The sequence below is a fragment of the Burkholderia paludis genome, from assembly GCF_000732615.1.
Classification (GTDB): Bacteria; Pseudomonadota; Gammaproteobacteria; order Burkholderiales; family Burkholderiaceae; genus Burkholderia; species Burkholderia paludis.
Genome location: NZ_JPGL01000079.1, coordinates 33,971 through 44,867, shown reverse-complemented (window position 1 = coordinate 44,867; position 10,897 = coordinate 33,971). Strand labels below are relative to the sequence as shown.

Genomic DNA, 10,897 nt, shown 5'->3' with positions numbered 1-10,897 from the left:
CCGCCTGCGCGGTCGCGGCGGGGCAGCCGGTCGGCGGGCGCGTCGACCTGCGGCACGCGCACTTCTTCGACGACGCGGGCCGCGCGCTCTGAATCCGGCCCGGCCGGCAGGTTCCGCCCGCCGCATCGGCGGGCGGCCGAACGCATGCATAACACCGAATTTCGATGACGACAGTGAAACTGGTACAGGGCGCGAACGCGATCCTGGGTGAGGGCCCGCTCTGGTGCGAACGCTCGGCGTCGCTCTACTGGATCGACATCAAGCGCACCGCGCTCTACCGCCATACGCCCGGCCAGGGGCAGACGGGCTTCTGGCTGCTGCCGGAGCTGGCCGGCTGTGTGGCGGGCGTCGACGACGGGCGGCTGCTCGTCGCGCTGAAGAGCGGCCTGCACCTGTTCGAACCCGCGCACGGCACGCTCGAACGGCTGGCCGACGCCGCGCACGCGCGGCCGTCGCTGCGCTACAACGACGGCGCGGTCGATGCGCGCGGCCGCTTCTGGGTCGGCACGATGGCCGACGACGGCGACGGCCCGGGCGATCTGCATTGCTTCGAGCACGCCCGTGCGTCGCGCGTCGCGGCGGCCGGCTTCGCGTGCGCGAACGGCATGGGCTGGAGCCCGGACGGCGCGACGATGTACGTGACGGATTCCGGCCGCCGCACGATCCTCGCGTACGACTTCGACGCCGACGCGGGGCAGGTGTCGAACGCGCGGCCGTTCGCGACGCTCGGCGACGCGCGCGGCGTGCCGGACGGGCTGGCGGTCGACGCGGAGGGCGGCGTGTGGTCGGCGGTCTGGGACGGCTGGCGGCTGCATCGCTACGCGCCGGACGGCGCGCTCGACGCGGTTGTCGAGATGCCCGTGCAGCGGCCGACCAGCGTCGCGTTCGGCGGCGCCGATCGCGCGACGCTGTTCGTCACGTCGGCGTCGGTCAACGTGAGCGCGGACGGGCTGCTGCGCGGGCCGCTCGCGGGCAGCCTGTTCGAGACGCGCCCGGGCGTGGCCGGGCTCGGGCCGCATCGCGTCGCGCGCGCGTGGCTGGGGGAGGCGGTTGCGTCGCGTTGCGCCTAGCGGCGGCGCGGTTCGCGCGGCCGCACCGTCGATTCGCGCACGACGAGCCGCGCGTCGAGCATCGCGTGCGCGGCGGGCGACTTGCCCGCGAGCGCGTCGAGCAGCGTCGTCATCGCGACTTCGCCGGCGCGCTCGGTCTCGGTGTCGATCGACGTCAGCGTGGGCGACGTGAGCTTGCCGAGTTCGAGATTGTCGAAGCCGCACACGGCGACGTCGTGCGGGATCGCGATGCCGAGCCGTTCGGCCTCCTTGATGAAACCGGCCGCGATCATGTCGTTGTAGCAGATCACCGCATCGGGCGGCTCGGCCGACAGCATCACCGATGCGCACACGCGCTCGCCGTCGGCGACGGTCGCGCGCGGCACGCTGAAGGTGCGCAGCGGCAGCCCCGCGCGCGCGAGCACCTGCTCGGCGCCGGCGCGGCGTTCGTCGTCGCCGCGCGCGTTCGGCAGGCTGATGTACGCGAAGCGCTGGTATTTCTCCATCAGCAGGTGCTGCGCGAGCATCTCGCCCGCGCGCACCGGATCGGAGTACAGCGTGAGCAGGCCGTCGCGCGGCGCGGAGCCGACCGCGACCACCGGCTTGCCGAGGCTCGCGGTCCAGCGCAGGTCGTCGTCGGGCATGCTGGTGTTCAGGATCAGCCCGTCGACGCGGCGGCTCAGCTTCGTCAGCGCGGGGCGTTCGCCCTTGCGGTTCTCGTCGGCGTCGACGATCAGGACGACGAAATCGTTGCGCTGCGCGATCCGGTTGACGCCCTTGACCATCGCGGTGAAGTACGGGTTGAGAATATCCTGGATCACGACGCCGACCGCGCCCGTCTGGCCGGTGGCCATCGAGCGCGCGAGCGGGTTCGACTCGTAGCCGAGCTGATCGATCGCCTCGGCGATGCGGCGCTCGACGTCGGGCGAGAAGCGCTTCGTCTTGTTGATGAACTTCGAGACGGTTCCGATGGAGACGCCTGCGGCAGCGGCGACTTCGTTGATCTTGGCCACGATGAAAGTGAGTGTCAGTGCGTTTTGCCGGCGAGCATAGCATGCGCGCCGACGGCGGCGGTCGCGCGGCGCACGGGGTCGCGTGCCGCGCGATCGGACTCGGTAGTATCCCTTGGGGCGCCAGAATTCCCTTGAAAAAGCGCGATCGCGCGTCGACAATGAAAACGCTTTCCCTTTTCGCGAGCATAGCACGCGCGCATTCCGGACGACATTCGACGGAAAACGACGCACGACAACCGCCGCGAAATTTTTTTGCCGTTGAGGGAAAGCGTTTTCCCATTTCGACAGGGCGTGAACGAAAAACAGGAGGAGATCTTGATGCGACAGTATGGGTGGATCGCGGCGCTGGCACTGGCGGTGCCGGCGGCGGCGCAGGCCGAATCGAGCGTCACGGTGTGGGGGCGCGTCGGCGGCGACGTGCAGTACCTGAGCGGCGTGCAGAACGGCGCGCATTCGACGGGTTCGCGATTCTCGGAAGGCAACGACTGGGGGACCAGCATCCTGGGCCTGACGGGCAAGGAGGATCTCGGCGGCGGCAACCAGGCCGTGTTCTGGCTCGAATCGGCGATCAACGCGGCCAACGGCAACTACAGCGGCGGCGTGCTGTTCCAGCGCGGCGCGTGGGTCGGGTTCAGGAACGAGCGCTACGGCTTCCTGCGGCTCGGGCAGGGCTCGTTCATCAACAGCTACATCTGGTCGTACGATCCGCTGCTCGAGGAAAACTATTCGGTCGAGTCGCTGACGTCGTACCGGAACGGCCCGAAGCTGTCGAACGGGATCCGCTACGAATCGCCGACCTTCGGCGGCTTCTCGTTCGCGCTGCAGGCAAACCTCGGCAACAGCTCGAACGGCTGGCTGCGCGGCTCGCCGAACAACGTGAACGCGACGGGGCTCTCGGACGGCGCGACGCTCGCCTACACGCACGGCGGCTTCGAGGTGCGCGCCATCTGGAACGAGATCCGCAACCAGTACGGCCGCGAGGACAACCTGTTCACCGCGTCCCAGGAAGCCTTCATCGGCGTGCGCAACCGTTTCGGCCCCGCGCTGGTGCAGCTCGGCTATACGCGCTACAGCGCGCCCGATACGCCGGCCGGCCTGTCGCGCACCGCGAACTACTACTGGGGCGGCGTGACGTACGACGCGACGCCGTTCCTGCATCTGCAGAGCGCCGTCTATTCGATGAAGATCGACGCCGGCCAGTGGACCGCCGACCACAGCGGCGAAGGGCGTTCGACGATCGTCGGCCTCGGCGCGATGTACGACCTGTCGAAGCGCACGTTCCTGTACGCGACGGCCGCGCACGTGTTCAACAGCGCGAACGCGAACCTGGGCGTGAACCCGCAGTCGCCGGGGCTCGGCAACGGCAACGGACTCGGTGCGTCGCCGCTGCCGGGGCACAGGCAGACGGGCGTCTATGCGGGTATCGAGACGCTCTTCTGATATCGCGGCGGCAACGCGGCTCACGTCAACCCTGAAAAAGAGGAATCCTATGCAAGAGGCAACACCACGGCCCGATGGACGAGCGCCGTTGCCGCGCCTGATCGCGCTCGACTGGGGCACCACGTCGCTGCGCGCGTACCTGATGGCGAGCGCCCATACCGTGCTGGACGAGCGGGGCGCGGCGAAGGGCGTGATGCAGATCGGCGGCGCGGGCGTCCCGATCGCGCATGCCTGCGACGCGGCGTTCGAGGACGTGTGCGGCGCATGGCTCGATGCGTGGCCGGCGCTGCCGGTCGTCGCGGCGGGCATGGTCGGCAGTGCGCAGGGCTGGCGCGAGGCGCCATACGCGGACGTGCCGATCGACGCGGCGCGGCTCGGCGCGTCGCTGCAGACGGTGCGTGCGCGGCGCGGGACGACCGTGCACATTGTGCCGGGGCTGATGCAGCGCGGCGAGCTCGCGAACGTGATGCGCGGCGAGGAGACGCAGATCGTCGGCGCGCTGCAGGCGGGCGGCGCGACGCACGGGGCGGAGACGCTGCGGTGGTTCGGCCTGCCGGGCACGCACTCGAAATGGGTGGCCGTGCGCGGCTCGCGTATCGAGCGCTTTCGCACCTTCATGACGGGCGAACTGTATGCGCTGCTGTGTACGCACAGCCTGCTCGGCCGCACGATGCGACCGTCCGCCGGGTTCGCGCGCACGGCCTTCGAGCGTGGCGTGCGCGCCGCGCAGGCGGGCCACGCGGCGGGGCTGCTCGCGACGATCTTCGGTTCGCGCGCGCGGCTGCTGGCCGGCGAGCTGGCGGCCGACGAACAGGCCGACTACCTGTCCGGCGTGCTGATCGGTCATGAACTCGCGGGGCTGGCCGCGGAAGACGGCGGGCCGGCCGGCGCGGCGCATGCCGATGCGCCGGGGCCGATGCTGATCGGCGACGCCGCGCTGTGCGCGCGCTACCGGCATGCGACGTGGCTGATCGGCTGGCCGCCCGTCGACACGATCGACGGAGCGGCGGCAGCCGGCCTGTGGACGCTGGCCGAGCGGGCGGGCCTGTTGCCCGCGGCGGGCGAGGAGGGGGCGCCGCATCGTCTCGACGAAGCGGTGGCCGGAACGGGCGGCCGGCGCGCGGATCGACCTGCGGTCGACCCGGCGCGGGATCGCGAATGCAATATTTCAGGAGACTGACCTTGAAACACTGGAAGATGGTCGCGGCGCCGCTGATCGGCGCGCTTGCGGCATGCGGCGGCGGGGAATCGGCGGACGGCGCGGCAGCCGGGCAGCAACTGGCCGCCGCGCGGGCGGGCGGACAGGCGGCCGACGCGCCGCCCGGCACGCTGTACGTCGACTGCTCGGCCGGGACGAACGCGGCGGCACCGGCCGCGCCGGCCGGCACGGAGGCGAATCCGGTTCGCGATCTCGCGTCGCTGAACCGTATCGTGCTGACGCCCGGCATGCACGTGCGCTTCAAGCGCGGCACGACGTGCAACGGCAGCTTCACGCCCGCAGCGGGCAGCACCGGCGCGGCCGGCGCACCGATCGTCGTCGACGCGTACGGCGATCCGCAGGCGCCGCGCCCCGTCATCGCGGCCGGCTGCGCGGACACGGCGGCCGATCCCGACCAGTCGATCACCGAGCAGCACAAGACGCCCAGCGGGTTCAGCGCCTACTACTCGCTGTGCCGGTCGGACAACCCGACGGTGAACCGCGCGGCGCTCTATCTCTACAACACCCGGTACTGGGAGATCCGCTCGCTCGAACTGACCAACGACGCGACGACGCCCGGCGGGCGCCTCGGGCTGTATGTGCGGCTCGAGGACTACGGCACGGGCAGCCACTATCACGTCGACGACGTGTACGTGCATCACGTGCGCGGCTATCTGAAGGACGTCGCGAGCAACACGGTGGGTTCGTACAAGACCACCGGCGGGATGCTGTTCGAAGTGACGCGCGACAACGAGGTGGTCGGCAAGAAGGAGAAGCCGACCGGCTTCGACGACATCACGGTCGAGAACAGCGAGATCTACAACGTCGACGCGGTCGCGTTGTCGACCCGGTCGGCGTGGATGTGCCGCGAGGGCGGCGCGCCGTGCGGCGACTATCCGCCGTACAAGGGCAATCCGGCCTACCTGACGGATCCGGCCACGCAGGCGGCGTCGGACTACTTCCCGATGACGCGCGTCGTGCTGCGCAACAACCTGATCCACAACGTCGGCGGCGACGGCATCATCGTGCGCACGGCCACCGCGCCGAAGGTCGAGGCGAATCACCTGTACGACATCTGGATGCGCGCGCCGGGCAACAGCGCCGGCGCATGGGCGATCAACACGGACGATGCGCTGTTTCAGTACAACGAAGTCAACGGCGTGCGGCTGCAGAACAACATCGAGGCCGGCGACGCGATGGCGTTCGACGCCGATCTCGGCACGCGCAACACGCGCGTCGTCGCGAACTTCAGCCACGACAACGACGGCGGCCTGATGCTGTTCTGCGGATGCGGATCCGACGGCCTGGGCCACGTCGCGCAGGAGACCGGCGCGCTCGTCGAGCACAACCTGAGCCTGAACGACCGGCGGCGGATCGTCTCGGCGGCGGGATCGGCCGATTCCGTCGTGCGCGACAACGTCGTGATCACGCGCACGCCGGGCCTCGTGACCCCGATCGTCGAAAACCTCAGTTATGCGAACGCGTTCCAGGTGACGGGCAACCGCTTCTACAACGCATCCGACAGCGGCGCGATTTTCCGGACGAAGAATCCGCAGGGGAGCTACGCGAACATCGTGTGGAGCGGCAACGCGTACTTCGGCTATGCGGCGGACCCCGAGTTCACCGGGCCGAACTACCGTCACGGCGCCGAGCCCGATACGGTGCTGCCGTTCGCCGGACAGGACGTCGACGCGGTTGCGGGCGCGTGGTCGCGCGACAGCGGGTTCGAGCAGCACCGGTACCGCACGCCGCACCCGCAATGACGGCGCGGGCCCCGGCGCGCGGCGGCCGGCGGGGCGCGTCGGCGGCGCGCTGCGTCGGGCGGTCGCAGGCCGATGCCCGCGGGGCTTGATCGTCGTCAACATTCGAACCCGCCATCCGCCGATGATGGTGACAAGGCCGCGCGCGACAGGGTGCGCGGCAGTTCACCCCAGCGAGGTTCGCATGTACAAGAAGATCATGGTGGCAGTCGACGGCAGTGCTTCGTCGAAGCAGGCGCTGGCCGAGGCAGTGAAGGTGGCGTTGGCGGGCGATGCGCACGTCAGCGTCGTGTATGTGGTCGACAAGTCGGTGCTGTTCACTTACGCGGGCCGTTTCGATCCGCACGCGCTCGTCGAGGAGATTCGCGACGACGGGCGCAAGGTGCTGCGCGAGGCCGAGCAGGTCGTCGCGCTGGCCGGCGCGAAGGGTGAGGCCGAACTCGTCGAGACCGAGAGCATCGGCGAGGACATCTCGGAACGCCTGCAGCGCTACGTGAAGGAGCATGCGATCGATCTCGCGGTGGTCGGCACGCACGGGCGGCGCGGCATCCGGCGCGTGCTGCTCGGCAGCGTCGCCGAGCGTTTCGTGCGCGGCTCGAAGTGCCCGGTGCTGCTGATCCGCGGCGACGACGCCGACGTGGCGGCCGCCGTGGCCGCCGCGTAACGCGACGGGGGGCGCGATGATACGCCGCCAGTACCGGATCGTCGTCGCGGCGTTTGCCGTGTTCGTGTCGCTCGCGGGGATGATGTCCGTGGTGACGGGGCTGTTGTTCGACAGCGCGATGGCGCTGCGCGGCGGGGCGATCGCGCTGGTCGTCGGCGTGGCCGGCTTCGTCGTGATGCTCAATCCGGGCCCGAAGGGCGAGGAGTGACGCGGGCGGGCCCGGCCGGGTGTTTCCGGCCCGGCCCCCGCTTTTCCGGACGACCGGCGGCGCTTGCCGCGTCGCCCCGCCGGCCGCTGCCTCGCGTAATCGCTTACTCGCTGGCGGTGCCCGGCGTTTTCGCGCCATCCTGGCCGATCGTTATCGCCAGCCGTTTCAACGTCTCGTCCAGCGTGTCGTTCTTCGGCTGCACCTTGCGCGCCTGTGCGAACGCATCGCGCGCTTCAGCCTCGCGGCCCAGCTTCCACAGCACTTCTCCCTTGTGCGTCAACCCGGTCGCGTACGCCTCGCGCGCGCTGTCGTCGATGTCGCCGTCCCGCGCGAAGATCGCGATCGAGCGGTCGAACCACGTGAGCGCCTCGTCGTTGCGGCCGAGGCGATACAGCGCCCAGCCCTTGCTGTCGAGTGCGTATGCGTCGTCCGGCGCCTGCGCGAGACGCGCGTCGATCATCGTGAGCGCACGCCCGACCGCCACGCCGGCGTCGGCGAGCCGATAGCCGATGCTGTTCAGATGGCGGTCGGAGATCTCGCCCAGATCGAGTGTCGCCGCGACGCGGCCCTCGTCGCGTTCGGCGATCGCGAGCGATACCAGCTTCGCGACGATCTGCTGCCGCAGCTCGTCGCTGATCCGGTTGCCGTTGGCGACCAGCGTGCCGAGGTACTGCGTGTACAGGTCGGGCGCGGCGGGATCGTGCGCGCGGTTCGCGATGGCCGCGCCGGGGCCCGCGCACCAGTCGGTGTCGTCGGGCGCCGACAGCATTCCCGTATCGACGCTGACGTTGCGCGGCGTGTGCGACTGCGCATAGTAGGTGTAGCCGTTGGCGTCCGAGTAGCCGCACGCGAGATATTCGTCCTGGACGTCCATGACGTACGGCATGCCGCGCAGCGGTTGCGTGCCGGACGGGTCGACCAGCCGGAACGATTCGCCCATGTCGCCTTCGCCGATGATCGCGTTGAACACCCACTCCTTCTCCGGATGCGCTTTCGGCAGCCGGATCCTGACGGTGCGGCCGGCCGCGTCGGTCGTGCCGAAGATCACGCTATCGTGCTCGCCCGGCTTCGGGGGCAGGCCCGCGATCGTCTGGCCGGGCAGGAACAGCCGGTAGCGCGCGTTCGGCATGGGCTGGTGGGTGACGGGGTCGCGCAGCACGAACTGATGGACGTGGGGGCCCTTGCCGAACGATGCCGTCGGTGCGAGGTAGGTGCGTGCATGGGCGGCGGGCAGGGCGGTGCAGCTCAGGGCCGCGGCAACGACCGCGGCGAGAAGGCGTGATGTCATGAAATGGCGGTTCTTCTTGTAGGCAAGGCTTGATGGAACGACGGCCTGAAACGCACCGGACCCGTTGCGCAGCCCTCGACGGACCGCTGGCTGCGGCCGGCGCGTCCCGTTGCGGGCTGCCGGCTCGTTCGGCGCATTTCGATGCACGTTCCGTCCGCTGCCGGGCATGCGGCGCGGCGAGCGGACGGACGATGCGGGAATGCAGCGCGCAGCATAGCAGGCAGCGCACATCCGTTGCAGTGTGGCCGTGCGGCTCGGAGGCGCCGGCGCGATGCCGCGCGCACCGGGAATCGCGGTACCCGGAATGCCGCGCGCGACGTATCCGGCCGCGCGCGCTTCTGTCAAACTGGCGCCCATGAAACCGCGCCTCGCCTCACCGTCTTCCCCCGATTCCGCCGCCGCGCCCGCAGGTTTTCCCGACGCCGACGAACTGGCCGCGCTGCGCGCGTGGTACGCGGGCATGACCGTGCGTCAGGCCGTCGCGCGCTACCTGCCCGATCGCCTCGGCGAGGGGCGCTCGGCGCGCGGCGTGATCGGCGGCATCCGCCGCCGCCTCGTGCGGGTCGCGCGGCAGGTCGGCCGGCCCGATCTCGCGGAGCGGCTCGGTCATCCCGACGGTGAGCGGATGCGGGAAGCGAAGGCGGCAACCGAGGCGATCGGCCTGCTGCGCCACGCGCGCGAGCCGGTCCCGCAGATCAGCGACGACGTCGGCCTGTGGCTGCCCGCGCGTGCGGTCGTCGCGCTGCGCGCGCACGGGATCGCGACGCTCGCCGATCTCACGGTGCGGATTCCGCGCCGGCGCCAGTGGTGGCGCGCGATCGCGGGGCTGGGCATGGCCGGCGCGCGGCACATCGAGGCGTTCTTCGCCGCGCATCCGGACCTGACCGAACGGGCGCGCGCGCTGATCGCGGCGACGCCGCGCGGCACCATCGTGCCGTGGGAGCAGTTGAAGCTGCCGCACGAGGTCGACGGCTCGGCCGGCACGTTCCGCGCGCCGCGCGCGACCAGCACGCTCGACGCCGACAACGATTACGCGGCCGTGCACGCGTGGCTGTCGCTGCACGAATCGGCCGCGACGCGGCGCGCGTACCGGAAGGAGGCCGAGCGGCTGATCCTGTGGGCGATCGTCGAGCGCGGCCGCGCGTTGTCGTCGCTGACGACCGAGGACGCGGTCGCGTATCGCACATTCATCCGGCGCCCGACGCCGCACGAACGCTGGGTCGGGCCCGTGCGGCCGCGCGGCGCCCCCGACTGGCGGCCGTTCTCGGGCGCGTTGTCCGCGCGCTCGGCCGCGTACACGCTGTCGGTGCTCGGCGCGCTGTTCCGCTGGCTGATCGAGCAGCGCTACCTGCTCGCGAATCCGTTCGCGGGCGTCAAGGTGCGCGATACGCGCGGCGCGAGCGCGCTCGACACGTCGCATGCGTTCACCGAGGGCGAGTGGCTGCTCGTGCGCACGATCGCCGACGGGCTCGAGTTTCGCGCCGGCACGGCGGCCGGCGCGTCGCCATCCGGCTGGACGCCGGCCGCCGCGCAGCGGTTGCGCTTCATTCTCGATTTCGGCTATGCGACCGGGCTGCGCGCGAGCGAGCTGGTCGGCGCGACGCTCGGCGGCATCGAGACGGACGCGCACGGCGATGCGTGGCTGAAGGTGATCGGCAAGGGCAGCAAGGCCGCGCGCGTCGCGTTGCCGCCGCTCGCGCGCACGGCGCTCGACCGCTATCTGGTCGCGCGCCGGCTGCCGGTGACGCCGGCGCGCTGGCGGCCGGATACACCGCTGATTCCGAGCCTGGCGGAAGACGGCGCGGCCGCGATCACGAGCGTGCGGCTGTGGAAGGTGATGCAGCGTTTCTTCGCGCAGACGGCCGCCCAGGTCGATGCCGATCACCCCGCGCTCGCGCAGAAGCTGCGGCAGGCGAGCCCGCACTGGATGCGCCATACGCATGCGACGCATGCGCTGGCGCGCGGCGCGGAGCTGACGACGGTGCGCGACAACCTGCGGCACGCGTCGATCTCGACGACGTCGATTTACCTGCATGGCGACGACGTGAAGCGGGCGCGGCAGATGTCGAGCGCGTTTGCGGCCGACAAGTAACGGCGTCGCCGTCGATCGCGCCGCGCCGGTCCGGCAGGTGCGCGGACGCGATCGGCGCGCGCGATGTCGGCGCGCCGCGCGCCGTCATGTCGTTGTCACTGTCACGACACGGGGCGTCGTGGGCCGGGAAGGCCCGTACGAGCCGGAGCGCGCATTCCACCGACGAACGCACCACACGCCGCGAC

9 protein-coding genes are annotated in these 10,897 nt (G+C 70.9%); 7 read left to right on the top strand and 2 right to left on the bottom strand.

All coding sequences use genetic code 11. The features are described 5' to 3' along the window. Nucleotides 1-164: 164 nt before the first annotated feature. On the top strand, nucleotides 165-1,070 hold the full coding sequence (locus tag GQ56_RS0134675) for an SMP-30/gluconolactonase/LRE family protein (RefSeq protein WP_063962886.1): 906 nt from the start codon (nucleotides 165-167) through the stop codon (nucleotides 1,068-1,070). Here the strand turns inward: GQ56_RS0134675 and GQ56_RS0134670 are convergent. Then, complete coding sequence (locus GQ56_RS0134670; protein WP_235212813.1) at nucleotides 1,067-2,062, bottom strand: LacI family DNA-binding transcriptional regulator; 996 nt, start codon at nucleotides 2,060-2,062, stop codon at nucleotides 1,067-1,069. The genes GQ56_RS0134675 and GQ56_RS0134670 overlap by 4 nt on opposite strands. A 318-nt stretch (nucleotides 2,063-2,380) precedes the next feature. Between GQ56_RS0134670 and GQ56_RS0134665 the strand changes: the two genes are divergently transcribed. The 5 genes from GQ56_RS0134665 (at nucleotide 2,381) to GQ56_RS0134645 (ending at nucleotide 7,332) form a co-directional block, all read left to right on the top strand. Beyond that, nucleotides 2,381-3,502, top strand: coding sequence for a porin (locus GQ56_RS0134665; RefSeq protein WP_031403013.1), 1,122 nt, complete (start codon nucleotides 2,381-2,383; stop codon nucleotides 3,500-3,502). A gap of 49 nt (nucleotides 3,503-3,551) precedes the next feature. Further along, entirely contained in the window at nucleotides 3,552-4,682 is a 1,131-nt protein-coding gene (locus tag GQ56_RS0134660; protein WP_081895018.1) for a 2-dehydro-3-deoxygalactonokinase, read from the top strand. A 2-nt stretch (nucleotides 4,683-4,684) separates the two neighbouring features. Further along, a complete protein-coding gene (locus GQ56_RS0134655) occupies nucleotides 4,685-6,463 on the top strand; it encodes a right-handed parallel beta-helix repeat-containing protein (RefSeq protein ID WP_152601945.1) in 1,779 nt (592 codons plus the stop codon). Nucleotides 6,464-6,644: 181 nt separating this feature from the next. Continuing rightward, nucleotides 6,645-7,124: a universal stress protein gene (locus tag GQ56_RS0134650; protein ID WP_031403010.1), complete on the top strand. Its 480-nt coding sequence runs from the start codon at nucleotides 6,645-6,647 to the stop codon at nucleotides 7,122-7,124. A 16-nt stretch (nucleotides 7,125-7,140) separates the two neighbouring features. Further along, a complete protein-coding gene (locus GQ56_RS0134645) occupies nucleotides 7,141-7,332 on the top strand; it encodes a DUF2964 family protein (RefSeq protein WP_031403009.1) in 192 nt (63 codons plus the stop codon). 103 nt (nucleotides 7,333-7,435) lie between these two features. Here the strand turns inward: GQ56_RS0134645 and GQ56_RS0134640 are convergent, their stop codons facing one another. Continuing rightward, nucleotides 7,436-8,620, bottom strand: coding sequence for a tetratricopeptide repeat protein (locus GQ56_RS0134640; RefSeq protein WP_052007395.1), 1,185 nt, complete (start codon nucleotides 8,618-8,620; stop codon nucleotides 7,436-7,438). A 355-nt stretch (nucleotides 8,621-8,975) separates the two neighbouring features. On the opposite strand from GQ56_RS0134640, the gene GQ56_RS0134635 reads away from it, so the two are divergent. Beyond that, entirely contained in the window at nucleotides 8,976-10,712 is a 1,737-nt protein-coding gene (locus GQ56_RS0134635; RefSeq protein WP_031403007.1) for a site-specific integrase, read from the top strand. Nucleotides 10,713-10,897: the final 185 nt, after the last annotated feature.

What these genes read in the sequence shown, in the direction of transcription:
- GQ56_RS0134635 (WP_031403007.1), top strand. Translation starts at nt 8,976, where the DNA reads ATGAAACCGCGCCTCGCCTCACCGTCTTCCCCCGATTCCGCCGCCGCG.
- GQ56_RS0134675 (WP_063962886.1), top strand. Translation starts at nt 165, where the DNA reads ATGACGACAGTGAAACTGGTACAGGGCGCGAACGCGATCCTGGGTGAG.
- GQ56_RS0134665 (WP_031403013.1), top strand. Translation starts at nt 2,381, where the DNA reads ATGCGACAGTATGGGTGGATCGCGGCGCTGGCACTGGCGGTGCCGGCG.
- GQ56_RS0134645 (WP_031403009.1), top strand. Translation starts at nt 7,141, where the DNA reads ATGATACGCCGCCAGTACCGGATCGTCGTCGCGGCGTTTGCCGTGTTC.
- GQ56_RS0134660 (WP_081895018.1), top strand. Translation starts at nt 3,552, where the DNA reads ATGCAAGAGGCAACACCACGGCCCGATGGACGAGCGCCGTTGCCGCGC.
- GQ56_RS0134640 (WP_052007395.1), bottom strand. Translation starts at nt 8,620, where the DNA reads ATGACATCACGCCTTCTCGCCGCGGTCGTTGCCGCGGCCCTGAGCTGC.
- GQ56_RS0134650 (WP_031403010.1), top strand. Translation starts at nt 6,645, where the DNA reads ATGTACAAGAAGATCATGGTGGCAGTCGACGGCAGTGCTTCGTCGAAG.